Raw genomic sequence first — 26,586 nt, forward strand, 5'->3', positions numbered from 1 at the left:
CCGCCCTATTTGTAAATGTCTGGAAGCATCGTTGTCGAAATCGCCGGTATGAAGGCAATCATCAGCACAACGATCAGCATGAAGAAAACGAAAGGTACCGCGCGCCATGCGATCTTGAGGATGGACTCGCCCGTGATACCGGACACCACGAACAGGTTCAGTCCCAGTGGCGGCGTGATGAAGCCCACGCCGAGGGCCGTGATCATCATGATGCTGAACTGGATTTCGTTCATGCCGATGTTATCGGCCAACGGCTTAAGTATTGGCGCCAGGATCACGATGTTCGGTGTCGTTTCCATGACACAGCCTGCGGCGATCAGGATGCCGATCATCATGAGGATCAGCAGCGTCGGGTCATCCGTCAAAGCGGTAACCGAATAAACAAAGCCCTGCGGCACGCCCATGATCGCCAGAGCCTGCGCCAGCGGCAGAGAAAAGGCGATGATCGGCAGGATGATCCCGTTGACCTTGGCGGACGAAATCAGCATCGCGGGGAAATCGGCCAGTTTCAGGGTGCCGAGGATGAAGCCGATGATGATCGTGACGATAACTGCGGTCGCACCCGCTTCGGTCGGTGTGAGACGACCCGAAAAGATGCCGTAGAAGATGATACCTGGCACGATGAATGCATACCATCCCGAGGCAAGTGAACGACCGAGATTTCCGAAGTACACCGACGCTGACAGGTTGCCCCCCCCTTCGTAGCCGTAAATACGGTTGACCACGATATTCGTCACGAGGATGGCGGTCAGGATCAGGAACCCCGGGATGATCGCCGCAAGGAAAAGCGTCGATGCCGATATGCCAAGCACCAGACCGATTATGATATAAGCGATCGAAGGCGGAATCAGGATGCCGGTACAGGCTCCTGCAGCGACCAGAGCACAGGCATAGGGACGCGGGTAGCCGCTTTCGACCAGCCGGTTGATCGTCATCCGGCCCACCGCGGCGGCCCCAGCCGCGTCAGAGCCGGAAATCGCGGCGAACATGCCGCAGACAAGCACCGTGGCCGAACCGAAGCCACCTTTGGCGAACTGAGTCAGGGCCTCGGCCACATCCAGGAACTTGCGCGACAGCCCGGTGCGCACCAGCACGTCACCCGTCAGGATGAACAGTGGCACGGCAGTCAGGGCAAAGGCATCGATTCCGTCGAACAGGCTCTCGCCGACCAGTGCAAGCGGCAGGTCGCCCGACATCAGCAGCATGGTGATCGCCGCGACCCCGATCGAGGCCCAGACTGGCACGGCCATGGCGCTAAGCGCTACGAACATGATTACGGGCAGATAGAAATCCCAGCCCAGTTCAACGGCTTGGTTGAGGGTATCAAAAAGCATCTCTTATCCCCTCAATCGAACAATTTATCGCCTTCGTAGACGTCAGTACCGTCCCGAAGGCTGCGCAGATCGCGCAGGAAGGATTGGGTCAGGCGCAAAAGCATCAGCGCGAAACCAATGGGCACCGCCATCAGGAACCAGACCATCGAGATCCGCAGACCATGGCTGACCGAGCCGAATTTCCAGGAGACGAGCACGGTTTCCATCGACCAGTAGAGGGCGATGACCGCGACCCCGAACATCACCAGATCGCCGAACATATAAAGCAGCGCCTTGGGCCGTGGCCCGAGGTAGTGCATGACCACGTCGATGCGGATGTGCGCCCGTTCCTTGACCGCCGCAGCCGCGCCGATCCAGGCGAGGTAGATGAACGAATAGCGCACGACCTCTTCGCCCCAGATCGACGAGTAGGAGAAGATCTCTCGGCGCAGGACTTCGACTGCCATCGTCATGACAAGCATCACGTAAAATACCAAAAGCGCCCATCGTTCGGCGTCTCGGTTGAGCAGGCGCAGAATTCTCATGACGGACCTCTCTTGTTGCCATGCTGACCAAATCCGCACGGCTCTCTTGGAGTGTGATCGGTAAACTGAACTGGTCGGTGGACAGACGCCCGTTTGGGCGCCTGCCGCGTGTCTTCAGGCGTCGTTGACGTAGTAACGGCCCATCGTGCCGGCCGCTTCTTCCAGCTTGGCGAAGGTCTCCATCGATCCGGCCAGTTCGGTCTTGAAGCTGTCCCAATCGGGCAGCTGGTATCCTCCGGTCGCCTGCCATTCGGCCAATTGATCGTCCGATAGCGTGTGGAATTCCACACCGGCCTTGCGAAGCTCGGCCATGGCGTAGTTCCGCGACGACGGCACCTTGGCGAGGTTCTGGTGCCGCGTGATCTCAGAGGCTTCCATAATGCCGTCCTGAATTTCTGGCGACATAGAATTGAACCATTCGAGGTTGCAGGAATAGACTTGGCTGTCAGGCACGGCCTGCGTGAAGGTCACGTGCGACAATATATCCTTGAAACCAAAGACGTAAAGCGCGCCCACGGACGGGTCCAAAGCGTCAGCCACGCCCTGTTTGATCGCCGAAGGCGTTTCGCCCCAGGCCACCGGTGTCGGATTGGCACCGACCATGCGATAATACTGTTGCAACATGGCGGAGCCAGGCACGCGGAACTTGATGCCGGCCAGATCGCCCGGCGTCAGAACAGGGCCAGCGCCGCCAGCGCGGATAGCCACGACACGGGGGTCGATGTTGACGTAGAACAGCGTCTTGAAACCCGCAGCTTCGACCTTGGGATTCACTTCCTGCGCCCAGACATCGGAATGGACGAGGTTGGTGAACCGCTGGTTCGAACCGCAGAGGTACGGCATGTTGATAAGGTCAACTGCACTGGCGAACGGGGCGAAGTTCGACAGCGAGTGCTGCGCGGCCTGAATTGTGCCGGTCTGCACCTTTTGGACCAACGCGCCCCCTGCCCCAAGCTGACCACCGGGTGCGAGCTTGACGTAGACTTTTCCGCCCGTGGCGTTCTGGATGTTTTCCTTCAGGTCGAGTTGCATGATCGGATAGCTGCGGGTAGCGCCAAGTACATAGGCCGTCGCGATGGTCATGACTTGCTCAGCTGCGGCTTCGCGGTCCCGCTCTTCGTTTGCGGTCTGGGCGGTGGCTTCCGTCGACCAGAGCGCTCCTGCGGCGCCGGCGACGAGAGCAGCTGTAAAGCTGCCTGCGCCCGCCAGTTTCAGGAAATTGCGGCGCTCGGCCGAATAGAGATGCGCGTTGTCGTTTTCCAATGTGTTGTCCTCCCTGGACGGTTCCCGCCACGCCTATTTTTTGGCGTCGGCTTCCTTCTTCAGAATGGCTATGACGAACAAAACCGCGACGCCGCCCAGCACCAGCATCTCACCCACGTCATTCAGGAAGGCGGAATTCGATGCTGCGCCAAGCCCCACGTTCACAGTAAAAACCGCAAATAATATGATCGCTAAGATAAGCGGCATGTCGCGTCTCCTCCCAGTCGCAAAGCCGATTCTGCCCTTATGTAAGCCATTACATTTGGAAAATGCAAGCCTTTACATTTTGCGATCGGCAGTCTGTTGTACGTCCTGCACAGATAACTTGGTAAATTGCCCTCTACCCTGCCCCAAGGACCTGCATGAATTCCAAGCGAACCACACCAACACTTCAGGACGTAGCCAACGCGACGAGCGTGTCGACCGCGACCGTTTCACGCTACCTGAACTTCCCCGATCAGGTCGCGGAACGCACGCGCAAGAAGGTCGCAAAGGCGATCCGCGATTTGGGCTATTCGCCCAATTTCGGTGCGAAAGCGATGGCGGCCCGCAGGACCAACACCATAGGTGCGATCATTCCGACCATGGAAAACGCGGTCTTCGCACGTGGTCTGCAGGCATTTCAGGATGAATTGCGTCTTCACGGATTTACGATGCTCGTCGCCAGCACGTCTTACAGGCCGGATATCGAAGAGGAACAGATCAGGACGCTCGTCGCACGCGGTGCCGACGCATTGCTTTTGATTGGTCATGCACGGAACCCGGAGGTTTACCGGTTTCTGAAGGCGCAAAATGTGCCGACGCTTGTGACATGGGCATTCGATGCAGGTTCGAAGCGGCCGTCCGTCGGCTTCGACAACAGGGCGGCCATGCGCGAGATGGCGACCAAGGTGATCGGGCTTGGTCACCGGCGACTGGCGCTCATCTCGGCGGAAACAGCCATGAACGATCGGGCCGAAGCACGACGCGTTGGAATACAGGACGCGATGGCGACCGCCGGTCTCGACGTGAAAGACCTGAAGGTTGTCGAAACAACCTACGGCATCGAGGAAGGTGCCGCTGCTTTCGAACAGGTCATGACGTCCACGTCAGACACAACAGCCGTTTTCTGTGGAAACGACGTCTTAGCCGTCGGGGCCTTGCATCGAGCGAGGGATTTGGGGATCTCCGTGCCTCGTGACGTCTCCGTCGTCGGCTTTGACGACATTGAGTTGGCGCAAGTCACCTACCCCCCCCTTACAACGGTGCATGTGCCGCATCGAGAAATGGGACGGCAGGCGGGGCTCGCCCTTACAAAACTGGTGAAGGACGGGATGGCCCCAGAAGCCACTGAATTGAAGACGAGAATAGTGTTTCGCGGAACACTGGCACCGGTCAACACAAGTTAGTGCCGCCTTTGGCGAAGGTCGGGCTGAATTTAATGAACCTGACCTGCCCCCAAAACCTCCCGCGTTCTGATGTAGAGTTTGCTCAACCTTTTGAAGGAGCAAACGAATGCGAAAGAGCCGTTTTACGGAAGCCCGGATCATTGGGATGATCAAAGAACAAGAAGCCGGGGTGCCGACTGCGGAGGTGTGCCGCAAGCACGACTTCAGCCCGGGGCCGTTCTACAAGTTCAAATCGAAGTATGGCGGCATGGAAGTGTCCGATGCCGCCAAGGCCGCGTCGGCGCTCGCGGAGGTCGGTGACAAGGCCGAACCTGATACGCTCTTTGGTCTGATCACCCGCATCGACGTAGCACCCGGCAGGCTGGACCTGCAGCTGAATGCAGACGCAGTGGCCGAAGCCATTGGCGCAGACAGGTGCAAGGCCGCAGAAGATGCGCTCTTCGCGACTTTCCCGTTCCGGCTGCGAAAGCGTGGCGTCGAGACGAAGATCATCCTTGCGGATGCACCGGCAATCGCGACTCTCTGAACACAACTCCACGGACACTCGTATCACGCAAAGCCCGACCTCAGACTTCGGGGGAGACTGGGACAACGGCCTACTCTCGGCACGTGATCCGATCGCGCCCGAATTACCTTCTGTCTACGAAGTTTATGAAAGATGAACGGCGAAGCCCCGTCCGGTATCGAATGGGACGCCTTCCAAGGGATCGCATCGGTGACCTATGCCTATGGCCTGACGGCCTATATGCACCCCGACACGCCGCAGGATGTACTCGATGCCTTTGCTGCGGCTGCCGAGGCCATCAATGCGGATCCCGAATTTCAGGCCGAGAGCCAGGAAGTCACCAACGGCGCGCGTCTCAATGCCGGGCCGGACACGGAAGCCGCGATCAAGGCAGCGCTTGCGCCAAGCGAAGAGGTCAAGACGTATCTCCGCGATCTCCTGTCCAAAAAGTACGGCGTGAACTTCTAAGAGTTTTCCCATCCCGGGCTCGCTTGTGCGGGCCCGGGTTTCTCAAGACGCCGGATGCTTGAATGTTCGAACACGCCCTCACGGCGCTTGAAGCGCTTTTCGACCCCACCAGACTGACCGCGCTTTTCGCCGGCATGCTTGTGGGCATGGTGTTCGGAATGCTGCCCGGTCTCGGTGGCGTGGCCGCCGTCTCGATTCTTCTCCCGTTCGTTTTCTACCTCGATGACTATTCCGGCCTTGCGATGCTCCTCGGAGCGATTTCGATTGTCTACACATCAGACACGATCACGTCCGTCCTTCTGGGTGCACCCGGCTCTCCGGCGTCGGCACCTACTGCGATCGAGGGGCACGCCCTGGCCAAGCAGGGGCACGCGGCACGCGCACTTGGCGTCGGCTTTCTCGCCTCGATGGTGGGGGGTCTCATGGGGGCGGCAATCCTCTTGGTAGCGATCCCAATCGCCGGGCCCATCGTCCTCATGCTCTCGACGCCAGAACTGTTCATGTTCGCGCTGGTTGGCCTCTTTTTCGCCTCTTCGATGGTCGGGAAGGATTTGGCCAAAGGGCTGGCAGCTGCCAGTCTCGGCGTCCTTCTCGGGGTCGTCGGCCCCGCGCAAGCCGCCGCCGATTTCCGCTTCACCTTCGGACAAGTCTACCTCCTCGACGGCTTTTCCCTGACCATTGTCGCGCTCGGTCTCTTCGGCGTTGCCGAGGCCATTTCGATGCTGGCCGCCGGCGGTGGCATCAGTCACGAGCCCATGAAAGTCAGCAAATGGGGTGCCGGGTTCCCCCGCTGTAGAAAAGCACGAAGAGGAAACATCTGCGATCCCGGAGGACAGCCGTGGCATCGCCCTCATTCTTGCCGCCGTTGCGACGGTGATGTTCGTCTACGCGACATGGGAGATGTTCACCTTCAATCCGGCGTCCCGTCTCATGCCGGCACTTGCCATCGTGCCTGGACTTCCGCTCGTCCTCTGGCTGCTATTCAGAGGATTCCGCGAATACCGGAACGACTTCGCTCGGGACGGCGGAGAACTCTGGGTGCTGGGCGTCTTTCTCGCATACACCGTCGCCGTCTGGGCGGTCGGCATCAGCGTTCCGACCTTGATCCTCATCGTCTGGATGCTTCTGGCGCAAGCCAGGATGCGGTGGTGGACCTCCCTCATTTATGGTGCCGCGGTATTCGCTATCGTCAGGCTCCTTTTCGACCTCCTGCGCGGTGACGCGCCCGTGGGTGCCCTTCTGGCCTTCAGCTAAAAGTGAGACTTCCATGTCAGACATGATCGACGCAGATATCATCGAGCCCAGCATCGACCCTAAGACAAAAAAGATCGGCGTTCGCCACGTCAAGGCGACGAACGCGGCAGGTACGCGCACGAAGATACAGGTGCGCGACTTCGACCCCGTCTACACCGACGAACCCGCATCCCTCGGGGGTACGAACACGTCGCCCAGTCCTCTCGAGACCGTCCTCGTCTCGCTTGTCGGATGTGACGGTGTGATCATCAACGGCGTGGCGACGGCGATGAAGTTCGAGTATTCCGGCGTCGATTTTGCCTGTGAAAGCCAGATCGACGTCCGCGGCCCCAAGGGCGTGCCCGGCATACGCCCCTACTTCGAAAGCGGATCGCTGGATATCATAGTCTATTCCGACGAAAACGACGAACGCTTCGCTCAGCTTTGCAAGAACGTAGAGTTTCGTTGCCCTGTCATGAACCTGCTGTCGGCGGCTAAGGTGGATATGACCGTCAATTGGAAGAAAAGGCCCGCAGCGGATTACTCAGGTAACGTAGACTAGGTGTTTGATCCCACGGTTTGACGGTGTGATCCATTCGAGAGAATGGAAGGAAGCACTATGGGACAGGTGAGAAACGGCCACTACCTGCTGGTGGTCAGACGACACTCTGGCCGCAGCGTTAGGCCTCGCTTGCCACCAGATGTCCAGATCCAACTGACCGGAGAGCCAACCGCTTGGGCGGGTCGCCCACGCGGCGAACCGGGCTTGGCGGATCGCTGGCATGGACGGCGCGGACGGGAAGAACCCTTGACGGATCGGGGTGCGGCACCGCGTCGATCAGGCGGCGGGTATAGCTGTGCTGTGGATTGCCGAAGACCTGGGCGCTGCTGCCCGTCTCGACGATCTGGCCCAGAAACATGACGGCCACGCGATCGGCGATATTCTCGACAATCGCCATGTCGTGGGAAATGAAGAGGTAGGACATGTCCATCTCCGCCTTGAGCTCTGCCAGAAGATCCAGAACGCTCGCTTGGACCGACACGTCCAAAGCGGACACGCTTTCATCTGCGAGGATTAGCTTGGGATTAAGCGCCAGCGCACGGGCGATGCAGATGCGTTGCCTTTGCCCGCCTGAAAATTCGTGCGGATAACGGTCGAGCGCGTCGCGCGTCAGGCCGACCCGGTCGAACAGCGCCTCGGCCCGGGCGCGCCGGGACGCCACGTCGCCGATCCCGTGGATGACCAACGGCTCCATCACTAGGTCCCCCACCCGCATCCGACCGTTCAGCGCCGCCATCGGGTCCTGAAAGATCATCTGCATTTGCCGACTGGCGGCAAAGCGGGCGGCCGGCGTGCTGCCCAGCGTTTCGCCGTCGAACTCCACGATACCCTGGTGTGGGACCAACCCGGTCAGGGCCCGTGCGATCGTGGATTTGCCACAGCCGCTTTCGCCCACCAAGGCGAAGGTCTCTCCGGGGTGGATGTCGAAGGTCACGCCTTCGACGGCGTGCACGCGGGATTGCGTCCGCCCGAGAATGCCGCCCTTCAGGTCATAAGTGACAACCATGTCACGGATCGAAACCAGCGGTCGCCACAGCGGCTTTACCGATGCCTCCCGCCCCTGGCCCATGCGGGGCACGGCGGCCAGAAGCGCCTGCGTGTAAGCCTGCTTCGGGGCCGAAAACAACTGGCCTACCGCGGCCGTCTCTACCATCACGCCGGATTGCATCACCAACACGCGGTCGGCCATTTCGGCCACCACACCCATGTCGTGGGTAATCAGGATCAGGGCCGTCCCCATATCGCGGCTCAGGTCGCGGAGGAGGTCCAGCACCTCTCTCTGGACGGTCACGTCCAGCGCGGTCGTCGGTTCGTCCGCGATCAGGATGTCGGGGCGCAACGCGATGGCCATGGCGATCACGACCCTCTGACGCATCCCGCCCGACAACTCGTGCGGATACTGGCTCAACCGCCGCTCCGGTTCGGTCAGGCGCACCGCGCGCAGCGCCTCCAGCGCACGAGTTCGGGCCGCCTGACGCGACAACGGTTCGTGCGCGCGCAGGGCTTCAACCAGCTGATCGCCTATCCGCATGACGGGGTTCAGTGCCGTCATCGGTTCCTGAAAGATCATGGCGATGCGACTGCCGCGAATGGCTTGCAGTTTTGTCTCGGCCAGTTTCGTCAGATCGACGTCACCAAAGATGATCGACCCGGCCGCAACATGAACGGCGGGGGGCGGTAAAAGGCCCATGATGGCAAGCGACGTCAGCGATTTTCCCGACCCGCTTTCGCCCGCGATCGCCAGCGTCTCGCCGCGCCGCAGATCGAATGTGAGGCCGATCACGAGGGGTTTGACGCCTCCCTGCTGGCGCACGGAAATATCGAGGTCGCGCACGGAAAGGACGACCGGGGCTTCCCCGGCGACCTGCGCCGCCGGGGAAAGGATTTCCTGCGTGGTCATTCGAACACGATTCGTGGGAAGTAGAACGAGACGACCCAGTTCGGGTTGTCCACGATTTCCGAGATTCGCAGATCGCCGCAGGTGGAGACCAGCATATAGGCATCTTCGGGCGCGAGTTTCTGTGTCGCACACAGGTGGTCGACCATCTGCGAAACCGCGTTTCGCGCCCCGCTCATCAGGTCGGGTCCGATGCCCGTCGTCACCTCGTAGCCCTTGGCATCCAGATGCCGCGTCACCGGCCCGGACGTAGTGAAGCGCGGCATCTTGAGGTTTGCGCCTTTCACCAGGTCCAGCGTCACGGTGGCATCCATCGGGCTTTCGATGGCCGTGCCGCAGACTTCACCGTCGCCCTGCGCCGCGTGGGTGTCCCCGATCGAAAAGAGTGCCCCCGCGACTTCAACCGGCAAGTAGAGCGTGGTGCCCGCCGCCAGATCCCGGATATCCAGGTTGCCGCCGACCCGCCGGGGCGGGACGATGGAGTGCAGACCCGGCTCCGCCAGGGCGCAGCCGATGGTGCCCGCGAAGGGCTTCAAGGGCACGCGTCCCTGCTTGCCGAAGAGCGCCGGCTCTAGTGTGTCGGCGTCATACTTCCAGAGCGTCAGCGCGGGATCCTCGAACTGGTCGGCGAGCAGGCCGAAGCCTGGAATGTTCGCCGTCCAGCCAAATCCCGATGGAGTGAAGCCCTCGATCTGGATCTTGAGCGCGTCGCCCGGTTCGGCCCCATCGACATAAATGGGGCCGGACACGGGATTGATCTTGCCGAAGTCGAGCGTGCGCACGTCCTCGACGGTACTTGTCGCCGTCAATTGCCCGGCGGAACTGTCGTGGCACTTGAACTCGATGGTCGATCCGGGGGCGACCGTCTCGACCGGGACAAACGAATTGTCCCAGCCGAAATGATGGCTCGCGCCGTGGATCGTGTAGTCAGGACATTTATTGCACATCGGTGACGAACACATAGTCGTAGTTGACGGGGATCGAGACCGGATCAACGTAGAGCGCATCCGCCCCGCCCATGCGCGGCGACTTCATGGTGTAGCGCTGCTCGTTAAAGACCGGCACCCAGGGCGCGTCTTCCATGACGGCCATGTAGACGTCGGACCACATCTTCAAGCGATCATCGACCATGGCCGGGTCAGTCATGCTGTCGGCTTCGATCGCCATCGCGTCGATCTCCTCGTTGCAATACCAGGACCAGTTCCAGCCGCCTTGCACGGCTCCGTCACAACCCAGGATCGGGCCGTAGAAGTTCGACGCATCGGGGAAGTCTGCAATCCAGGCCATGCCGCCGGACCAGATCATCGGGGCCTGATCGGCCTCGCCACCGGCCGCAATCACGCTGGCCTGCGCAAGGCTCTGGATCGACGCGGTGATACCGATCTGGCTCAGGTCCTGCTGGATGGCCTGCGCGATGCGCGGGTTGGGGTCGGTGTTCATGACGAACAGTTCCGTCTCGAACCCGTCGGGGAAGCCTGCTTCGCCCAGCAGGGCCTTGGCCCCCTCCACGTCATAGGAATAGCCCGCGTACCCGTCGGTGTAACCCGGCATCGATGGCGGCAGCGGCTGTGTCGCGGGCACGGCACGACCGTTGATGACCTGTGTGATCCGCTCCTTGTTGATCGCCATGTTGACGGCCTTGCGCACGTCGACGTTGTCGAAGGGCGGGATATTGACGTTCAGGGTGATATAGCCGGTATGCAGCTGCCCGCCCTCGATCACGCGCGATGCCTGCTCGGGATCGGCCATGACTTCCATGAACTTCGCGGGGGGGATGCCGTCACCGGGCACGTCGACTTCACCGTTTTGCAAGCGCAGCAAGGCGACGATAGGCTCCTGCCCCACTTCAAAGGTCACGGAGTCGAGGTACGGCAGACCTTCTCGCCAGTAATCTGCATTCTTTTCGAACACGAGGCGCTGACCGATCGTCCACTCGCTCAGCTTGAACGCGCCGGTGCCCATTGCGGTCTTGCCGAAATCGGCACCCGCGGCCTCGACCGCCTCCCTGGCTACGACCGAAGCGAAGTTCAGACCCATGACATGAAGAAAGGTCGCATCGGGCCGCGAAAGCTGGATCTGCACGGTGTAGGGGTCGACGACCGTGACACCGGACAGGCCTTCGCCGCCGCCCGCCGAGGCTGCATCAAACCCGGCGATTGACCCGAAGAACCCCGCTCCCGGCGATTGCGTAACCGGGTCGGTCACACGGTCGAGGGAGTATTTCACATCCTCGGCAGTCATCTCGCGCCCGTTGTGGAACTTCACCCCTTCGCGCAACTTGAAGGTGAAGGTCATGCCGTCGTCCGAGATTTCATAACTTTCGGCAAGGCCCGGGCGCAAGTCGGTCGTGCCCGGCTCATAATCCATCAGACCATCGTACAGCGATTTGATCATCGACCAGTTCTGCCAATCGTAGCCGATGGCCGGGTCCAGTGTGGCCACGTCGTCCTTGTAGGTGATAGTGATGTTGCCGCCGTACTGGGCGTCGGGATCCATGGCGGAATGACCATCGGCGGTCGCCAGGGTCGGCAGCGCCAAGGCCGCGATAAGCGCGGTCGTCGTAAGCATGTTTTTCATCTGTCTCTCTCCTGTTTGAACTCGGTTGGTTTGCAGTTACCGGACCTTGATCCGGGGATCGGCCAGCAGCGACGCGATGTCGGCGACCAGATTTCCAAGGACGATGGCGCAGGCGGACACCAGCGTGACGCCCATGATGATGGGAATGTCGACGCGTTGGATCGCCTGCCAGGCCAGCTGACCGATACCGGGCCAGCCGAACACGCTTTCGACCACCACGATGCCGCCCATGAAGATGCCGACGTCGATGCCAATCATCGCGATGATTGGCAGGATCGCATTGGGCAGGGCATGGCGGAACAATACACGTGCCCGGCCCAGGCCCTTGGCGCGGGCCGTGCGGATATAATCCTGCCGCAGTACGTCGATCATCGAGGATCGCATCATGCGCGAATACCAACCGGACCCAAGGATGCCGAGCGTCACGGCAGGCAAGACCAGATGCGAGAAGGTGCCGTAGCCGCCGATGGGGAACCACCGAAGCTGCACCGCGAATACGTAAAGTAGCAGCAGGCCCACCACGAACTGCGGGGCGGACACGCCGATGAACGAAACGATCATCAACGAATTATCCGTCCCCGTGCCCCGGCGGATCGCGGCGATGATCCCCATGGTCAGGCCGAGCATCAGCTCGCAAACGATCGCCCCCGCCATCAGCAGAAGCGAGGCGGGCAGACGCGACACGATGAGCGTTCCGACCTCGGTCTTTTGCAGGTAGGATCGGCCAAGATCGCCCTGAAGCAAGTTGCCGAGGTAGCGCAGGTATTGCACCACGAACGGCTGATCCAGACCCAGTTGCGCGCGAATGTTGGCCACGGTTTCGGGCGTGGCCGAGCGGCCCGCGATCTGGCGTACCGGGTCGGCGGGAAAAAGATAGAGCAGTGCGAAGGTGATAAAACTGACCCCCAGAAGGATCAGCGCCGACTGGATCAAGCGACGGGCGATGAAAGCCAGCATCAGGTCCGCCCCCGCTGCGTCGGGTCAAGAACCTCGCGAAACGCGTCGCCCACAAGGTTGAAGGCCAACGCCAGTGTCACGATGGCAAGGCCCGGAAAAAACACAAGCCAGGGGGCCGCCTGAAAATACGTCTGGTTTTCGAAGATGATGTTGCCCCAGCTGGGTGTCGGCGGCTGCACCCCCACGCCCAAGTAGGACAGCGTCGCCTCCAAAAGGACGGTCGTCGAGATGCCCAACGTGCCCCAGACGATGATCGTCGGCACCAGATGCGGCAGGATGTGGCGAAACAGGATGCGCATGTGCCCGGCACCCAGCGTACGTTCCGCCGCGATGAACTCCCGCTGCGACAGGCTGGCGGTTTCGGCATAGAGGACGCGGGCCGTCTGCACCCAGTTCACGGTCGCGATGACCATCACCACGATCCAGAGCGAGGGTTGAAAGATGGCCGCAAGACAGATCGCCAGAAGCAATGCGGGAAACGCCATCATCAGGTCGGTCAGCCGCATCAGGATTCCGCCCAGGATGCCGCCAAAGTATCCCGCGGTCACCCCCACGAACGTCCCGATCAACAGGGCCACGCCATTGGCCAGCAGCCCGATGATCAGCGACGTGCGCGCGCCGTACAGGATTCGCGTCAGCAGATCGCGGCCCAGAAGATCCGTGCCCAAAGGGAACATCCCCCCGGGTGCCATGGGCGCGCCGGTGATCGACAAGCCCTCGAACAACTGCTCGTCCGGGTCGAACTGCGTCAGATACGGCGCAAAGATCGCACCAAGCAGAGTCGCGGCAATCAGCAACAGGCCAAGCAGCGCCAATTTCCGACGGCGCAGGCGGGTCCAGATCCCCTCCTCGACCGGGGGGGGTGCCGCGGGAGCGGTATCAACTGCAGTCACGCAGACCTCCGGGCTTTTGCGCGCGCTCGATCACCTGAACGGCGGCGGCTTCGATGGTTATCTGCCAGGCCATCGCCATCTGGCGCAGCTGGTCGTATGCGGCATCCTGGCTCACGGCCTTGCGGGCCAAAATGCTGACCGCTTTCACCACGGTCTGCCGCGCCGAGAGCCGCTGGCGCAGCGAGGCGATTTCGGCGGCGAGACTGCGGCGCAGCTCGAACGCCTGCCGCGCCACAAGAAGTGCTGCGAACACGCCTTCCGCGCCCAATGGCTTCATCAACAGCGCATCCGCCCCTATCCGCGAGGCCCATTCCAGGCGACCCGGTGCCTCCGAGCCGACCAGCGCAATCATCGGCATCGGCGCCTCGCCAGGGGCCCAGGGGAACTGCTCGTCGTGGCCAAGGTCCACATCATAGAGAACCACATTCGCCTGAATGGCGGCAGACGGCAGGTCGGGCCAGGCCGTCTCAACACTCAGGCCGATGGCCCGCAACTGCCGCAATAGAAGCTGCAACCGCTCATGATCGGGATGCAGAACAATGGCCTGCGCACCGTCCAGACCAGTGATATCAATCCCGGGCATCATGCGCGCACCACCGACAGGCGCGGCCCGTCCAGTTGCGGATGCCGCATGGGCCGAGTCATGTAGGGATCGGGCCGAATATCGCGCCAATCGGCCAGTACGTCGAAGGTGCCGTTGCGCACCTGCGCGATTTTCACATCCAGCGTGCAATGGTGCGTTGCCGGATCGATCCCGTAGTTCGCGCCGTGCTCGGCGATGAAGTCATCGAAGGGGCCGGCCTGCTCCTCGACCGACATGTCGGACAGGACCGCCGCAAGCGTCAGGACGGATCGATAGGCTGTCAGTTCCAGCGACGATCCGCGACCCGCCAGCTGCACTTGGTCGCTGAACGAGGGGCCAACGGCAATCAGCCCTTCTGCCGCCGCGCCCAGAAGGGGCAGTTCCGCTTCCGTCAGGTTGCACGACAGCACCGGGCAGGTCTCGGGCAGGAAGTAGGCGTCGCGTGCGCCCAGCGCCCGGTACGCCCTAAGAAACGCGTAAGACGATGCTCCGACTAGCGAATTCAGGATGAACCGTGGCCGCGTCACCTCGATCTCCTTGATCAGGCCCGCCACGTCCTCGTCCCCCAGTGGCAGGAACCGCTCGCCAAAGACTTTGCCCCCGGCCGCCTCGACCTGGTGTCGGGCAAAGCGGCACGTTTCCCAACCCCAGATGTAGTTTGACCCGATCAGAAACGCGGCCGTGCCATATTCCCGCATGGCCCAGCTGAGGATAGGCAGGATGTTTTGATTGGTGCAGGCGTGGGAATAGACGACGCGGGCAGAGGTTTCGAACCCCTCGTAAGGGACGTTGTACCACAGCGTCGCGCCCGCCTTGTCCAATGCCGGGATCACCTCCTTGCGCGACGAGGAGGTCACGCAGCCGATGATGTGACGCGCCCTGGTCGACGCTAGGATGTCCGCGCACAGGGGGGCGTAGCGTTGGACATCTCCGCCGGGGTCACGCTCGACTGGGCGAAAGGCGAAGCCGATCTCGGGTGCCATATTGACCACCTCGATGGCTTCCATAGCGCCCAACCACAGTGCTTCCGACAGGGCGGAATAGGTGCCGCTGCGGGAATAGAGGATGCCAAGATCGATATCGGTTTTCATAGGTCCCCAAAAACGAAAAAGCCCCGCACGACCCTCCGGCAGGAAAAGTCGAAACGGGGCCTGATTGCCCAGCGGTCTTGCCGCTTGTGTCTCAAGCTAAGGCGAAGCCGCGCGTGACTGTCCACGATTCTGCTCAACTTAATCTCTTCGGAGTCGCCAAATTGGGGTTTTCGCCCAATTTTTAGGCAAATTTCGCGAAGTAAGTGGAAAAGCCCTGATCAGGCGACCTTTGCAATCGCCAGATCGGCCATCTGAATGATTGCGTCGCGCTTGCTGGCCACGGCAATGAATCGGCTGTTGTGACAGAATTTCGCACCGGGAACGCCCGATGCCGCCTCCAGCGCCGCGTCCGTCAGACCCGCCCAGGCTTCCGGCAGTCGGCCCGCGTGTCGAAGGTGTCGTCGCCGGTTCGGATCGTGGTCAGAACCTTTGACCGCGGTTCCTTCGGGCCGGTTTTCAGATCCTCGACCGTCGCCCGCTTCCGCCACTTCGCAACCGTCTTGGGATTGATCCCCAACTCCCGGCTCAGTTCCGAGAGCGAAGCTTGCGATCGCTGTATTCAGCTCTGACGGCGTGCGTGGTCGTAGCGCTGCCGTGACGAACCTGTCCAATAGTGCTTCCTTCCATTCCTGAGAATGGATCACACCATCAAACCGTGTGATCAAAAACCTAAGGTTTAACGACACATAATTGTTCTACCGACAATGAATCGAAAAGCCGTATAGGGCGCGTCCCGAAGGGTTCATGGGAAAATGCCGCTCCTCAGAAGATGGATCGAATGATGCCCTTTAAGCGTTGTGTTCCGAGCATTCTCGATGATTGGAGATACAATGGCACAGCGCGCACTCTGGAAAGGTCAGCTTCGGCTGTCGCTCGTCTCAATCCCGGTCGAACTCTACGCCGCCCACGATTCCTCTGCGCGGGTGTCGTTCCGCCAGATTCACAAACCCAGCGGAAAGCGAGTGCATTATGACAAGACCGTTGCCGGAGTAGGGCCGGTGAAGGCGGACGATATCGTCAAGGGCTACGAGGTGAATGGCGATTACATCCTACTCGATCCGGACGAAATCGATGCCATCAAGCTGGAGACGAAGAAGACCCTCGAACTGGTCCAGTTCGTAGGTGCCTGTGAGATCCCGCCACTTTATTTCGACAAGCCTTATTATCTTGTACCAACCGACGACTTGGCCGAGGACGCCTACCGGGTGGTTCGCGATGCTCTGCGTGCGACCGAGAAGGTGGGGCTGGGTCAGATGACCATGCGGGGTAAGGAATACCTGGTCGCGATCAAGCCCTGCGGCGACGGCCTGTTGCTCGAAACGCTGTATTATGCAGATGAGTTGCGCGACAGCGAGCCAATGTTTTCAGACATCAAGGATACGAAGGCCGATGATGAGCTGCTCGATCTCGCGACAGCGTTGATCAAGAAGAAGACTGCACCTTTCGATGCAGAGAATTTCACCGATCACTATGCCGAGGCGTTAAAGGATCTGATCGAGGCCAAGAAGAAAAACCGCAAGACACAGCGCGTCAGCGCCGACGAGGAAGAGCGACCCGCCGGAGACAACGTCGTGGATCTGATGGCGGCCCTGAAGCAAAGCCTCGGACGCGGCGACAAGAAAGCGGCAGTTAAGAAGAAGCCGGCAGCGAAATCACCCTCGAAAAGCAAAGAGAGGAAGGCGTCATAAATGGCTGGTCCGGGTGACAAGCTGGCAGACTACTCTACACGGCGCGATTTTTCCCGCACGGCTGAGCCCGAAGGCAAGATGCATCAGGTGCGTCGCGCCGGACTGCAGTTCTTAGTGCAAAAGCACGCCGCCACACGTCTCCACTATGATTTTCGGCTGGAATGGAACGGTGTTCTCCTGAGTTGGGCCGTGACCAAGGGGCCGACCGCCGATCCACGTCAGAAGCGGCTTGCGGTGCGGACCGAGGATCATCCGCTGGATTATGGCGATTTCGAAGGCACGATCCCGAAAGGTGAATATGGCGGCGGCACCGTCATGCTTTGGGATGAGGGAACGTGGCTGCCGAAAGGCGACCCCGACGCGGGCCTCACGGTGGGCAATCTCAAGGTCGTGCTGCAAGGGCACCGGATGCGGGGGGCCTGGGCGCTTGTGCGGATGAAGCCGCGCAAAGGCGAGAAGCGCGAGAACTGGTTGCTGATCAAGGAGCGGGATGCCCTCGCCTCGGATGAGCCTGACGGCCTGACGGCGACACAGAAGGTGTCGGTGCGCACTGGACGCACGATGAACGAAATCGCACGCGGAGAGAAGTTTAAGCCCGCGGCAACGAAAAAACGAGACGGAAAGCGCCCACCATTTCGCAAGGTCCAGCTGGCCACGCTCGCCGAGACTGCGCCCGAAGGCGACGACTGGATCCATGAAACAAAGTTCGACGGATATCGCTGCCTTGCCTCCCTTGGCAAGGGTGGGACGCGCCTGTTCACGCGCAGTGGAAACGACTGGACCAATAAGTTCGCGGCGCTGGACGGGGCCTTCGACACGCTGCCCTGCGCGTCGGCATTGATCGACGGCGAGGTGATGGCCGCCCGGATCAGTGGCACGGCATTCTCATCCCTACAGGACGCCCTGAACATCGGCGATCCGTTGGTATTTTACGCATTCGACCTCCTGTCCCTCGACGGCGCCGATCTGGCGAAACTTCCTCAGACCGCTCGGCGTGAAGCACTTACGAAACTGATGGCTGGAATGCCGGAGGGTGGCACCTTGCGGATGAGCCAGCATGTGCAGGGCCATGGACCCGAAGTCTTTGCCGCAGCCTGCGAGGCGGGGGCCGAGGGCATTATCAGTAAACGTTGCGACGCGCCTTATCGTGGTGCGCGCACCAAGGCGTGGCGCAAGCAGAAATGCACCAAACGGCAGGAGTTTGTGGTGGGGGGCCTGTCGCCGTCAGAGAAGCGGGGACGGCCGTTCGCGTCGCTTTTGCTGGGCGAGTTTGGTCCTGACGGGCTGCGTTATCGAGGTCGGGTCGGCACCGGGTTCACCGATGCCGATTTCGACCGGCTGGAGAAGACGCTGAAAGCCCGCAAGACGAGTCCATTCATCGACGTGCCTGCCAATATTGCCCGTGCGGCGACATGGGTAACGCCCAAAGCCGTTGTCGAGATAGACTTTGCCGAATTCACCGCCGACGGCCACATTCGCCACGGCACCTATCTGGGGCTGCGTGAGGATAAGGAGGCCGCCACCGTGACAATTGAGCAACCGGAAACGGATTCACCCGTCGTGGCTGGCGTGAAGATCAGCAACCCTGACCGACGGGTGTTCGGCGATGCCGGTTTCACCAAACTGGATGTCGCGCGGTATTATGAGCGGGCAGGCGAACGTTTGACTGAAATAGCAGGCCACCGACCTCTTTCTCTTTTACGCTGTCCCGGTGGCCTGGAAGAAGCGTGTTTCTTTCAAAAGCACGGCCACGGTGCGATGCCTGCCGCACTCCAACGCATCGCCATCGAGGAAAGTAACGGCGAGACTGCCGATTATCTTTACGCAACGCGCGCCGAATCCTTCGTCGCCGCGGCGCAGATGGGCACAGTCGAGTTTCACATTCAGGGGGCGCGCACCGATCGGCTCGACCGGCCAGACCGGCTCGTCTTCGATCTCGACCCAGACGAAGGACTCGGGTGGGACGATGTGCGGCAAACTGCATTGGACCTGCGCGGCTGGCTGTCCGATCTCGCGCTGGAAAGCGGGGCGATGGTGACCGGCGGGAAGGGCGTCCACGTCTGGGTGCCGCTGCGCCGCACCCAAGGTTGGGACGCGGTGCGCGGGTTCGCCAAGACACTGGCACATGTTTTGGAGGAGAAGGAGCCGAAGCGCTTTACCGCCTCGATGTCGAAAGCGCGGCGCAAGGGCCGGATTTTCATCGACTGGCTGCGCAACGAGCGCGGTGCGACGGCCGTAGCACCCTGGTCCCTGCGCGCCCGTGCTGGGGCGCCGGTGGCGGTGCCGGTCGGATGGGACGAGCTGGCGAATTTGAAGGGCGCGGCCACGTTTACTTTGACCAACATCGACACTCGGCTCGCTGCGCCCTGTCCCTATCTCAAGCAGGCAAACAGTCTCCACACTCTCGATGCCGACACGGCGACGCGGCTTCAGGACTGGATCGACAGTTAATCCGCCTCGCTTTCCGGCAATACCGCGACTGTCCAGGCTGTGCCGTCACAATGTCGGCAGGCGACAGGTGTTTTGACAGCGACCTCGATGAGTGTCTGCATCCGCAGCAGGCCATCGATGTATCTTCCCTACCTCTGAGCCAGGTCCGCACATCGCGGGGGCAAATACATCCCATGCAGTTTCGATCGCAATCCGGGTCGGGGTGGTCTGGCCCAAAAGAAGCTGAAACGCCCGGATGACTAGAGATAGGCATGCCTCACTTCATCCAGGTTGACATAGCCTTGCTCCCGCAAGCTTTCGAACAACTCACTCTTGCCGATTTTACTATCACGCAAGGCCTGCATGTTAATCACGCCTTCGCGGACGATCTCGGCCGTCACCCCGGCACCTCGGGGTAGAACATTGCATCGCCGACGGCAGAACCCAGGGCGATAACGAGCAGGAACTCGACGGTCGACATCTGCGCGATGCCCCGCCCGCCGACCCACCGGATCAGCAGCAATGAATACGCATAAATCACATAAGGCTCTCGGCGAGATACCATGTCGGCTGCCCGGCAAACGCCGGAAAGTCGGGGCTTTGCGGTTGCGATCCCTGGCCATGGCAACTTTGGCAGGACGGGATCCCGGCCTCTGCGATGCCGTCGAGGGCAATGCGTTAGCCAAGGGCCAGCAGCGCCTCGGGCGTGGAGGGCGTCCCGCCGGGAGCGGCCATCGGTACCGTGGCATAGCCAAGATCGGTGTCGCCCTCGAGAATCTCGGCCGCGTCCTGTGGAGTGTCGAGCGGAGGACCAGCGGGCAGGTGGCGATGCCTCTGCGTCCCTGTCGGCACCCGCGTCGGGGCCGGGTTCCGGCACGGGGCCGGGCTGTCGGGCAAAGTATCCGGCAAGTTCAGCGAGGGTCTGCGCATCATAACGGCTTGCGGGAGGCTGCATGAAGCCGCTTTCACGCCTGCCTTGCGCGAAGGCTGTAAGGTCGCGGAGAGATAGGGCGCGGGCTGACCCGCGATGATTGGAAAGGCACCGCTGGCCGCGCCCTGCCCCTGGCCCAGCCCATCCCGGCCATGGCAGCGGGCACAATTTTCCAATGCGTTCTCGAAAATGCCGTCCAGCGCCACCAGCGCCTGCCCGCCCGCCTCCACGTCGTAGTCCACAGTGCCGCCACCGAGGGCAAGATCGGCATAGGTCGCGGCGGTAATGTCTGGAAAGGCGCGCAGAAAGGCCACCTGCGCCCAGACCTCGTCATCTCGGCCCTGCGCCGGCCAGGCGGGCATCCCGGTATATTTGAACCCGTTCTTTACTATCCAGAACAGTTCCTCGTCGCTCCAGTCCACGACGCTGTCCTCCAGCCGCGGCGGGGAAGGAACCATGTTGGCCACGACCGGAGACTGGCGTATGCCGGAGGCACCATAACAGGCGGCGCAGCTTGTCGCGTAATTACCGGCCGACCGCTGGATCAGGGCCGGATCGGACAGGTCCAGCCCCTCGGGCTTTTCGACCGGCGTTGACTGGGTGGCGACCGCGTTCTCCAGCGTCCAGCCAAGGAATCAGCGCGTTACAGGCCAGTGACCCGACGAGGCCGCGATCGAAACCAGACCCGACCAGCCGACCAGCAATACCCCGGCAATGCCCAGAACCAGCAGGCCTGCCAACCGCTTCCAGGTCAGAACGATCCCCAGCCTCATCTGCAATCCCCGATCATCGCGATAGGAAGGGTCTCGAACACCACCGCCACGAAGGACAATAACGCCAGCAGCAGCGTCGAGAACTCAAGGAACCGCTCGCGCGCCTCGGGCGTATCCTGATCGTTGTGGAAATCGCCTTCACCGGCTCGCCATTCGCGTCATGAGCGCCGCAGAATCAGACCGATCAGGGCGAGGCAGACCAAAGTCATGCTGCCGATCAGCGTCCGCGTGCCACCGATTCCGCGGAAAGGATCGCCGTTGGGCGCGCATTGCCAGGCCACCAGCAGATAGCTGAACAGGAAGTGAAATCCCCAGAAGCCCCTGTTCCCGCTTCGGGCAATAATGGTCCAGAACGTCAAGGCCGCGGCGAAGGTCGAACCGTGCATGACGGCATGAACAAGATCGTCCTCAAGTGCCACGGCAAGCGCGCGCGGCGCCTGCCAGAACAGGAAAACGCCCAGCATCAGGGCGGTGGCGACACCGGGCGCGTTCAGAAGACCGTTTGCCCGACGCCAGGCTGCGGCTTGGGGAAGCGCGCCGAACCACCTTTGCCAACGTCGCGGCAAGGCGCGGGTCATCGTCGCAAGCGGTTGTCCCATCCCCAGAAGCGGCGCCGCCAAACCCATCAATGTGATATGCTGCGCCATATGTGCGGAAAACAGACTCTCAGCGCCGCGATTCCGCCCGCAAAACACGCCGCCTGCCAGATTCGTACGCCGCGACCCTGACCGGCCCGTGCCCAGGCAAGATGCAAACCGCGAGTGTAAAGAGCGGTCGCCAACCCCAGCTGCAGAAGGACTGAGGGCGTAAAAGACCACATTGTCCAGAAGTCGACCGGTGACGGCGGCCCGCCATCGCTGTGCGCCGGCGTGGCGACGATCAACAAGATGGCGGCAGAAAGCGATGCGCAAGAGGCTGCGTCAAGTCTGTGGCGGCAGCACCGGGCAATGCGCCGAGCGTGCAGCACGATTTTCCGGAGTCCGCACGGTTACCTGTTCTCCACCTCCGGAGGTCCGATGCTCACCCTGCTCGAATTCCGCGCAGGTTTCAATCTTCTGGCCCGGCAAAGCGGCCCGGTCGCATGTCAGTTGCCGAGGGCATAAGCCACGACTTGGTCGCCAATTTGCGGTTTCAGAATTGGGTTGCCGCCGGCGACGAAGACGACGTAATCGCGCCCCTCGTGGGTATAGACCGCAGGAATGGCGACCGAGGGCGCCTCGACCAGATCCGACCAGACCTCGGTACCGGTCCGGGCGTCGAGCGCGCGCACTCTCGCATCCATCGACGCGCCGATGAAGATGACCCCGCCCGCCGTCACCACCGGGCCGCCGAGCGTCGGCGAGCCCCAGCTTTCGGGACCATAGAAACCCCATTGCTGCGTCATTCCGAACGGCACTTCATAGAGCCTGTCGCCGGTGCGCAGATCATAGGCCGAAAAGGTACCGTAGGGCGGCGCCCAGCAAGGCAGATTGGCCCAGTTGGTCCAGTTGTAAAGCTGGATTCCATAGGGCGCACCCTCTTGCGCGTAATAGCCCTGCTCTGCACCGCTTTCACCGGCGACCTGAGCGTAGGTGTCGCGCGGAATGAGCTTGATCACCTGCACGATTCGCGAGGAGTTGAGGTAGAGGATGCCTGTTCTGGGATCGACGGCACCGCCGCCCCAGTTATTGGCACCGGCCGTTCCGGGCCATAGAAATGTCCCCTGTTCGGAAGGCGGCGTGAATAGCCCTTCGTAGCGGAAACGTTCGACATCGTCGCTGCACTGGCCCCAACCCGTCACATCGGCCAGCCGAGAGACATCGGGCAGCTTTCCGGGATCGTTGGTGGGTGCCAGCGCGGATGAAAAGGGCTGGGTCGGGGCGGCCTTTTCACCTTTCGCATCGCTGGCGGGCACGGGGCGATACTCGATCGGATAGACCGGCTCGCCGGTCTCGCGGTTGAGCACGAAGATCTGACCCTGCTTGGTGGTCTGAACCAGCGCGGGGATCGTCTCGCCATTCTTCTCCAGATCGACAAGGGTCGGGGCGGAAGGTGTGTCATAATCCCAGATATCATGACGGATGAGCTGTTGGCTCCACCGGACCTCGCCGGTCTCGATATCGACCGCCGTCACCGAGGTTGCCAGCGGAATCGGATCCGTCCGGTTGCCACCCCAGTAGTTGGGGCTGGGCGAGGATACCGGTACATAGACCAGCCCGAGCCGGGGATCGGCGGCCATGGAGGTCCAGATATTGGCGGTGCCGGTTTGCGGTATCAGGTCTTCCGGGATGAAGGACAGATCCCACTTCAACCCACCGGTGCGGGCGTCGATCGCCATCAGATTGCCCGGCGGCGCGACGGCATAGGCCCAGTCCTTCCCGGCCCAACCCAGCAGCAAGGTGTCGCCGACGACGGTAGGTGGCTGAAGCAGAGAGAACGGAAAATTGTCGTTGACCGTATTCCACTGGTTTACGTCGAGAACGCCGCCTTCGCCAAAATCGGCGCAGGGCTGTCCGGTATCGGCGTCAACCGCGTGCAATGTCGCGTTCATCGTTCCGATGTAGACGCGCTTTTCGCAAACCCCTTGCGACCCGCTCTGCCAATAGGCCACACCGCGATTCTTCAGCGCGGGCTGGGTCAGCGCCTCGAGCACCGTCTCGGGCTCATAGGACCAGCGTTCCTCGCCGGTCGCGGGATCGAGCGCGAGTATGCGGTAGAACGGAGTCCCGAGATACAGTGTCTCGTTGGCGTAGATCGGTGTCGCCGACCACACGGTTTGCGGCAGCTCGTCGCTGCCGTCGGCCGCGTCCCCGGTTTCAACCGACCACACCCTTTCAAGTCTTTGGACCGTCTCGGGTGTGAAGGAACTGACGGGAGAATACTTTTGCGCCGCAAGATTGCCGTTGAACGTCGTCCAGTCGGTGGGCTGAGCACCGGCACCCGAAGCGGCGAGGAGAAGAAAGGCTGCAAGAGTCCGGGCCATGTAGGTCACGTTGTCATCCTTCCCTGTCTGCTGCCTGCAAAGGCCGCAGCTAAACCGGCAAGCAGCGCCAGCAGCATTGTGGCCACAAGTACATTGGCCATCAGGAAATAGGCCGCGACCGCCGTCGCCGCCGCGTCGATGACGCTCAATGTGAGCAACAACCCGAACAGCCACCGTTTCAAATGAACGAAAGCCAGCAATGCCGCAGTGGCGGCAAGCAGCGCCGTGGAAACCAACACGAGGGTCGCGCCTGCCGACCCGGCAGTCCCGCTTGTCGGAGAAAGAAGCTCGAACAGCGCAAGTCCCAGACCAGTCAAACCCAGAATGGTAACAAGAAGCAAAGCTGTCTGGCGGAAATTTCTCGTGATCATCATGAGTATATAACGTTGTTTGTCTTCCGAGGTTCCAATCGGGACTGGCTGGGGAATGCCCTAAACCTGGAGGATAGGCGCGCCGGGCTTGCTGCGTAGCCTTCGTGCCGTCGAGGACGTCGGATCATGGTGGAGTTGCGAACTTCAAATACGAACCGATGGGCACCCGGTGACCGAGATCGATATGCCCCTTGATCGAGCTTTTCGAAAAGCACGACGAGAGCGACTTCTTGTTCTGTGACCGAGGCGGTGCTTGAGAACCTTATCGAGCATGACGCCGAAACCTCGACACTCAACGCGATGGCTTGCAGCAGGCCCGTCATGCCCCCGCCACGAAGGCGATGCTTGGCACCAGCTTTCAGATGAGAATGTCCAGACAGACGGGCGTCAGGATGCCAGCCTGTCCCACGATGACACCCTTTCCACCTGGCGGATCGCGGGCATCACGCCAATCCCGGCACAGTCTCCGATGGCGACCCCAAGAATTTCAAACGCGCGAATGTCAGCACACAGACCCTAGCGGCTGTCATTCATCATCCCCATGCACAGCCTTGTGGTGCTCGCGATTGGCGTCGCGGAGAATCTTGACCCCACCCCAGATGAATATACCGGCAACGGCGACGCCGACGGCCAGGTCCGGTTAGTTGGAGCCCAGCCACCAAACGAGTCATCCGGTAACGAGGATGCCGCCATTCGCGGCGAAATCGTTCCAGCTGAACGTATTCGCGGCGCGGACCTTGACGTCGGGATCGTCTATCCTGTTCAGAAGCCAGACGCAGATCACGTTCACGTTGGCCGCAATCACTGACATCACGATCATCGAACCTGTTACATAGTGCTTCCTGCCTTTCCTGAGAAAGGTTCGCACCATCAAACCGTGGGATCAAACACCTAGATGCTCGTCGATGACTGCCTTCAATCCTTTTGTCGGTCGCGGTTTCCTTCATTTTGGGAAATGCTTCGCAAAGCTACGCCTCGACCGATCGAGCCTCAATTAATTCTTTCAGGTACATCTGTTGAAACCTTTCAATGTTCATTTCGGGTCTCCTTTTCGTGTAGTCGTGGCAGTATACCGACGGCGGGGCATCGCCATATCAATTCACAGGCACCGGTTCCGCCATCCATGGCCAAGTAATTGCCAAAAGGCCGATCCAGAAGAGAAAGAAGATCAGCAGTGCTGCCATTGCAGCCGCGGTCGCGGGCGCGTAACGCCATCCCCCGCCCCGGCGGTAAATTCCGCGGTTGCGGGTGTAGGGCCAAGCCGGATACGCGAACGTCGCGATCACCAGCAAGATTACCAATGTCCAAAACCAGAAAGCCTCCATGGCTAGTTTTCCTTATTAATGAGTGGTTGTTGCGCAGGCCAACCCGACCCGCGCGAAAGGTAGATAGCGTCACTCGAAGCGGTCGTAATCGAACGGTTCTGCGTCTCGGATGTCATCTTCTGTATAGGGCATGTCGTAATAAGGGCTGCCGGCATTCCAACCGTAAGGGTAGCCATAATAGGGATATGCCCGGTATCCCGGCCCATATCCTGCACGTGGCTGCACAACTACGGCCGCGACCTTGTTGTCGCGCAGAATCAGATCACTGACATATCCGTAATCTCCATAAGCATTGCCGTCGCGCAGTCGGGCATAGTCCCCGATCAATTCGGAGGCCCGCCACGCGCGTGGGATGGCCCTATCATCCACGCCTTCGACGATCTCGGATTCGACTGCGCCCGTCTGGACAGGCTCGTTGTTCCAGAAGCCGTAGTCGCCAACGCTATCTTCTGTGACCGGAACGGTGATCCGGCCATCTGACGTATCAACCTGATCGATCGGAATGCTGACATGAGTATCGCCGATGTCCCAGAAGCCCCCCACTTCGGCAACGATCGATTTGACCTGACCGTCCGGGCCGATGAGAATGTCCTCCACATCGCCGATCTCGTCACCGGTCCGGCCATAGACGTCTCTGTCGAACAGGTTTCTGGCGCTTACACCATTGGAATAGAGGTCATCGTAGCGCCAGTCAGGTAGCGAAACGACTTTGGCATCATCGAGAACGCCTTCCTGAGCGAAAAGGGGTGCTGCCAAGACCGACGCCATGATCGTGAAAATCATTGAATTCTTAGTCATTTTTTCCTCCTTCGGCTGCATTGCAGGTACCGC

The 26,586-nt window shown here is 60.9% G+C and carries 28 protein-coding genes and 3 pseudogenes; 8 read left to right on the plus strand and 23 right to left on the minus strand.

Features of this window, described 5'->3' with window-relative positions:
* Positions 1-5: 5 nt before the first annotated feature.
* The 4 genes from BMY38_RS12045 to BMY38_RS18140 form a co-directional block, all read right to left on the minus strand.
* Positions 6-1,334 (minus strand): TRAP transporter large permease, encoded by a 1,329-nt coding sequence (locus BMY38_RS12045; protein ID WP_092763106.1) that lies wholly within the window; start codon positions 1,332-1,334, stop codon positions 6-8.
* An 11-nt stretch (positions 1,335-1,345) separates the two neighbouring features.
* On the minus strand, positions 1,346-1,858 hold the full coding sequence (locus BMY38_RS12050) for a TRAP transporter small permease (RefSeq protein ID WP_092763108.1): 513 nt from the start codon (positions 1,856-1,858) through the stop codon (positions 1,346-1,348).
* A gap of 114 nt (positions 1,859-1,972) precedes the next feature.
* Positions 1,973-3,121, minus strand: coding sequence for a TRAP transporter substrate-binding protein (locus BMY38_RS12055; protein ID WP_092763110.1), 1,149 nt, complete (start codon positions 3,119-3,121; stop codon positions 1,973-1,975).
* 33 nt (positions 3,122-3,154) lie between these two features.
* Positions 3,155-3,328 carry a hypothetical protein gene (locus BMY38_RS18140; RefSeq protein WP_175495858.1) on the minus strand — a complete coding sequence of 58 codons (174 nt, stop codon included), beginning with the start codon at positions 3,326-3,328 and terminating at the stop codon, positions 3,155-3,157.
* Positions 3,329-3,483: 155 nt separating this feature from the next.
* Here BMY38_RS18140 and BMY38_RS12060 point away from each other — a divergent pair, with 155 nt between their 5' ends.
* From BMY38_RS12060 to BMY38_RS12080, 6 genes and pseudogenes are all read left to right on the plus strand, one after another.
* Positions 3,484-4,509, plus strand: coding sequence for a LacI family DNA-binding transcriptional regulator (locus BMY38_RS12060; RefSeq protein WP_092763112.1), 1,026 nt, complete (start codon positions 3,484-3,486; stop codon positions 4,507-4,509).
* Between the two features lie 106 nt (positions 4,510-4,615).
* Entirely contained in the window at positions 4,616-5,035 is a 420-nt protein-coding gene (locus tag BMY38_RS18710) for a transposase (protein ID WP_424338003.1), read from the plus strand.
* A gap of 132 nt (positions 5,036-5,167) precedes the next feature.
* The gene (locus tag BMY38_RS12070; protein ID WP_139204711.1) at positions 5,168-5,482 is read left to right on the plus strand and encodes a hypothetical protein; all 315 of its coding nucleotides are present in this window, start codon (positions 5,168-5,170) and stop codon (positions 5,480-5,482) included.
* Between the two features lie 62 nt (positions 5,483-5,544).
* A pseudogene (locus tag BMY38_RS18715) lies at positions 5,545-6,216 on the plus strand (tripartite tricarboxylate transporter permease); the annotation flags it as partial.
* Positions 6,217-6,382: 166 nt separating this feature from the next.
* Complete coding sequence (locus BMY38_RS18720) at positions 6,383-6,736, plus strand: hypothetical protein (RefSeq protein ID WP_425431633.1); 354 nt, start codon at positions 6,383-6,385, stop codon at positions 6,734-6,736.
* 13 nt (positions 6,737-6,749) lie between these two features.
* Positions 6,750-7,277 carry an OsmC family protein gene (locus BMY38_RS12080; protein ID WP_175495859.1) on the plus strand — a complete coding sequence of 176 codons (528 nt, stop codon included), beginning with the start codon at positions 6,750-6,752 and terminating at the stop codon, positions 7,275-7,277.
* A 118-nt stretch (positions 7,278-7,395) separates the two neighbouring features.
* Here BMY38_RS12080 and BMY38_RS12085 read toward each other — a convergent pair whose 3' ends face one another.
* From BMY38_RS12085 to BMY38_RS18430, 9 genes and pseudogenes are all read right to left on the minus strand, one after another.
* Positions 7,396-9,177, minus strand: coding sequence for an ABC transporter ATP-binding protein (locus tag BMY38_RS12085; protein WP_092763114.1), 1,782 nt, complete (start codon positions 9,175-9,177; stop codon positions 7,396-7,398).
* The gene (locus BMY38_RS12090) at positions 9,174-10,121 is read right to left on the minus strand and encodes an acetamidase/formamidase family protein (protein WP_092763116.1); all 948 of its coding nucleotides are present in this window, start codon (positions 10,119-10,121) and stop codon (positions 9,174-9,176) included. Before BMY38_RS12090 ends, BMY38_RS12085 begins: the two co-directional genes overlap by 4 nt.
* Positions 10,111-11,751 (minus strand): ABC transporter substrate-binding protein, encoded by a 1,641-nt coding sequence (locus tag BMY38_RS12095; protein WP_092763118.1) that lies wholly within the window; start codon positions 11,749-11,751, stop codon positions 10,111-10,113. Before BMY38_RS12095 ends, BMY38_RS12090 begins: the two co-directional genes overlap by 11 nt.
* A 36-nt stretch (positions 11,752-11,787) precedes the next feature.
* Positions 11,788-12,708: an ABC transporter permease gene (locus BMY38_RS12100; RefSeq protein ID WP_092763120.1), complete on the minus strand. Its 921-nt coding sequence runs from the start codon at positions 12,706-12,708 to the stop codon at positions 11,788-11,790.
* Positions 12,708-13,601 (minus strand): ABC transporter permease, encoded by an 894-nt coding sequence (locus tag BMY38_RS12105; protein ID WP_092763122.1) that lies wholly within the window; start codon positions 13,599-13,601, stop codon positions 12,708-12,710. The genes BMY38_RS12100 and BMY38_RS12105 overlap by 1 nt, the downstream gene beginning before the upstream one ends.
* Positions 13,588-14,187 (minus strand): ANTAR domain-containing response regulator, encoded by a 600-nt coding sequence (locus BMY38_RS12110; RefSeq protein WP_092763124.1) that lies wholly within the window; start codon positions 14,185-14,187, stop codon positions 13,588-13,590. Before BMY38_RS12110 ends, BMY38_RS12105 begins: the two co-directional genes overlap by 14 nt.
* The gene (locus BMY38_RS12115) at positions 14,184-15,275 is read right to left on the minus strand and encodes a transporter substrate-binding protein (RefSeq protein ID WP_092763126.1); all 1,092 of its coding nucleotides are present in this window, start codon (positions 15,273-15,275) and stop codon (positions 14,184-14,186) included. The genes BMY38_RS12110 and BMY38_RS12115 overlap by 4 nt, the downstream gene beginning before the upstream one ends.
* A 218-nt stretch (positions 15,276-15,493) precedes the next feature.
* Positions 15,494-15,699: pseudogene (locus BMY38_RS12120) on the minus strand (MYG1 family protein); the annotation flags it as partial.
* Positions 15,694-15,887, minus strand: a pseudogene (locus BMY38_RS18430) (transposase); the annotation flags it as partial. The pseudogenes BMY38_RS12120 and BMY38_RS18430, both read right to left, overlap by 6 nt.
* A 218-nt stretch (positions 15,888-16,105) precedes the next feature.
* On the opposite strand from BMY38_RS18430, the gene ku reads away from it, so the two are divergent.
* Together ku and ligD are read left to right on the plus strand one after the other, a co-directional pair.
* Positions 16,106-16,963: a non-homologous end joining protein Ku gene (ku, locus tag BMY38_RS12125; RefSeq protein ID WP_092763364.1), complete on the plus strand. Its 858-nt coding sequence runs from the start codon at positions 16,106-16,108 to the stop codon at positions 16,961-16,963.
* Entirely contained in the window at positions 16,964-19,414 is a 2,451-nt protein-coding gene (gene ligD / locus BMY38_RS12130; RefSeq protein WP_092763129.1) for a DNA ligase D, read from the plus strand.
* A gap of 239 nt (positions 19,415-19,653) precedes the next feature.
* Here the strand turns inward: ligD and BMY38_RS18150 are convergent, their stop codons facing one another.
* From BMY38_RS18150 to BMY38_RS12165, 10 genes are all read right to left on the minus strand, one after another.
* Positions 19,654-19,794 (minus strand): YetF domain-containing protein, encoded by a 141-nt coding sequence (locus BMY38_RS18150; RefSeq protein WP_175495860.1) that lies wholly within the window; start codon positions 19,792-19,794, stop codon positions 19,654-19,656.
* Positions 19,791-19,958 (minus strand): DUF421 domain-containing protein, encoded by a 168-nt coding sequence (locus BMY38_RS18155; protein ID WP_175495861.1) that lies wholly within the window; start codon positions 19,956-19,958, stop codon positions 19,791-19,793. The genes BMY38_RS18150 and BMY38_RS18155 overlap by 4 nt, the downstream gene beginning before the upstream one ends.
* Before the next feature lie 113 nt (positions 19,959-20,071).
* Positions 20,072-20,944, minus strand: a complete 873-nt coding sequence (locus BMY38_RS12135; protein WP_092763131.1) for a c-type cytochrome — start codon at positions 20,942-20,944, stop codon at positions 20,072-20,074.
* Positions 20,945-20,959: 15 nt separating this feature from the next.
* A complete protein-coding gene (locus BMY38_RS18160) occupies positions 20,960-21,097 on the minus strand; it encodes a hypothetical protein (protein ID WP_175495862.1) in 138 nt (45 codons plus the stop codon).
* Positions 21,098-21,255: 158 nt separating this feature from the next.
* On the minus strand, positions 21,256-21,915 hold the full coding sequence (locus BMY38_RS12140; RefSeq protein WP_342707770.1) for a cytochrome c oxidase assembly protein: 660 nt from the start codon (positions 21,913-21,915) through the stop codon (positions 21,256-21,258).
* Between the two features lie 266 nt (positions 21,916-22,181).
* A complete protein-coding gene (locus BMY38_RS12145; RefSeq protein WP_092763366.1) occupies positions 22,182-24,059 on the minus strand; it encodes a pyrroloquinoline quinone-dependent dehydrogenase in 1,878 nt (625 codons plus the stop codon).
* Between the two features lie 5 nt (positions 24,060-24,064).
* Entirely contained in the window at positions 24,065-24,433 is a 369-nt protein-coding gene (locus BMY38_RS12150) for a hypothetical protein (protein ID WP_092763135.1), read from the minus strand.
* 664 nt (positions 24,434-25,097) lie between these two features.
* Positions 25,098-25,241 (minus strand): hypothetical protein, encoded by a 144-nt coding sequence (locus BMY38_RS18725; protein ID WP_424338072.1) that lies wholly within the window; start codon positions 25,239-25,241, stop codon positions 25,098-25,100.
* Positions 25,242-25,524: 283 nt separating this feature from the next.
* Positions 25,525-25,755, minus strand: a complete 231-nt coding sequence (locus BMY38_RS12160) for a hypothetical protein (RefSeq protein WP_092763137.1) — start codon at positions 25,753-25,755, stop codon at positions 25,525-25,527.
* A 69-nt stretch (positions 25,756-25,824) separates the two neighbouring features.
* Entirely contained in the window at positions 25,825-26,553 is a 729-nt protein-coding gene (locus BMY38_RS12165; protein WP_245737586.1) for a PRC-barrel domain-containing protein, read from the minus strand.
* Positions 26,554-26,586 lie beyond the last annotated feature (33 nt).

Origin of the sequence: Jannaschia helgolandensis (genome assembly GCF_900109285.1) — a bacterium.
Lineage (GTDB): Bacteria > Pseudomonadota > Alphaproteobacteria > Rhodobacterales > Rhodobacteraceae > Jannaschia > Jannaschia helgolandensis.

What these genes read in the sequence shown, in the direction of transcription:
- BMY38_RS12045 (WP_092763106.1), bottom strand. Translation starts at nt 1,334, where the DNA reads ATGCTTTTTGATACCCTCAACCAAGCCGTTGAACTGGGCTGGGATTTC.
- BMY38_RS12050 (WP_092763108.1), bottom strand. Translation starts at nt 1,858, where the DNA reads ATGAGAATTCTGCGCCTGCTCAACCGAGACGCCGAACGATGGGCGCTT.
- BMY38_RS18140 (WP_175495858.1), bottom strand. Translation starts at nt 3,328, where the DNA reads ATGCCGCTTATCTTAGCGATCATATTATTTGCGGTTTTTACTGTGAAC.
- BMY38_RS12060 (WP_092763112.1), top strand. Translation starts at nt 3,484, where the DNA reads ATGAATTCCAAGCGAACCACACCAACACTTCAGGACGTAGCCAACGCG.
- BMY38_RS18710 (WP_424338003.1), top strand. Translation starts at nt 4,616, where the DNA reads ATGCGAAAGAGCCGTTTTACGGAAGCCCGGATCATTGGGATGATCAAA.
- BMY38_RS12070 (WP_139204711.1), top strand. Translation starts at nt 5,168, where the DNA reads ATGAACGGCGAAGCCCCGTCCGGTATCGAATGGGACGCCTTCCAAGGG.
- BMY38_RS18720 (WP_425431633.1), top strand. Translation starts at nt 6,383, where the DNA reads ATGTTCACCTTCAATCCGGCGTCCCGTCTCATGCCGGCACTTGCCATC.
- BMY38_RS12080 (WP_175495859.1), top strand. Translation starts at nt 6,750, where the DNA reads ATGTCAGACATGATCGACGCAGATATCATCGAGCCCAGCATCGACCCT.
- BMY38_RS12085 (WP_092763114.1), bottom strand. Translation starts at nt 9,177, where the DNA reads ATGACCACGCAGGAAATCCTTTCCCCGGCGGCGCAGGTCGCCGGGGAA.
- BMY38_RS12090 (WP_092763116.1), bottom strand. Translation starts at nt 10,121, where the DNA reads ATGTGCAATAAATGTCCTGACTACACGATCCACGGCGCGAGCCATCAT.
- BMY38_RS12095 (WP_092763118.1), bottom strand. Translation starts at nt 11,751, where the DNA reads ATGAAAAACATGCTTACGACGACCGCGCTTATCGCGGCCTTGGCGCTG.
- BMY38_RS12100 (WP_092763120.1), bottom strand. Translation starts at nt 12,708, where the DNA reads ATGCTGGCTTTCATCGCCCGTCGCTTGATCCAGTCGGCGCTGATCCTT.
- BMY38_RS12110 (WP_092763124.1), bottom strand. Translation starts at nt 14,187, where the DNA reads ATGATGCCCGGGATTGATATCACTGGTCTGGACGGTGCGCAGGCCATT.
- BMY38_RS12115 (WP_092763126.1), bottom strand. Translation starts at nt 15,275, where the DNA reads ATGAAAACCGATATCGATCTTGGCATCCTCTATTCCCGCAGCGGCACC.
- ku (WP_092763364.1), top strand. Translation starts at nt 16,106, where the DNA reads ATGGCACAGCGCGCACTCTGGAAAGGTCAGCTTCGGCTGTCGCTCGTC.
- ligD (WP_092763129.1), top strand. Translation starts at nt 16,964, where the DNA reads ATGGCTGGTCCGGGTGACAAGCTGGCAGACTACTCTACACGGCGCGAT.
- BMY38_RS18155 (WP_175495861.1), bottom strand. Translation starts at nt 19,958, where the DNA reads ATGGTATCTCGCCGAGAGCCTTATGTGATTTATGCGTATTCATTGCTG.
- BMY38_RS18160 (WP_175495862.1), bottom strand. Translation starts at nt 21,097, where the DNA reads ATGAGGCTGGGGATCGTTCTGACCTGGAAGCGGTTGGCAGGCCTGCTG.
- BMY38_RS12145 (WP_092763366.1), bottom strand. Translation starts at nt 24,059, where the DNA reads ATGGCCCGGACTCTTGCAGCCTTTCTTCTCCTCGCCGCTTCGGGTGCC.
- BMY38_RS12150 (WP_092763135.1), bottom strand. Translation starts at nt 24,433, where the DNA reads ATGATGATCACGAGAAATTTCCGCCAGACAGCTTTGCTTCTTGTTACC.
- BMY38_RS18725 (WP_424338072.1), bottom strand. Translation starts at nt 25,241, where the DNA reads ATGTCAGTGATTGCGGCCAACGTGAACGTGATCTGCGTCTGGCTTCTG.
- BMY38_RS12160 (WP_092763137.1), bottom strand. Translation starts at nt 25,755, where the DNA reads ATGGAGGCTTTCTGGTTTTGGACATTGGTAATCTTGCTGGTGATCGCG.
- BMY38_RS12165 (WP_245737586.1), bottom strand. Translation starts at nt 26,553, where the DNA reads ATGACTAAGAATTCAATGATTTTCACGATCATGGCGTCGGTCTTGGCA.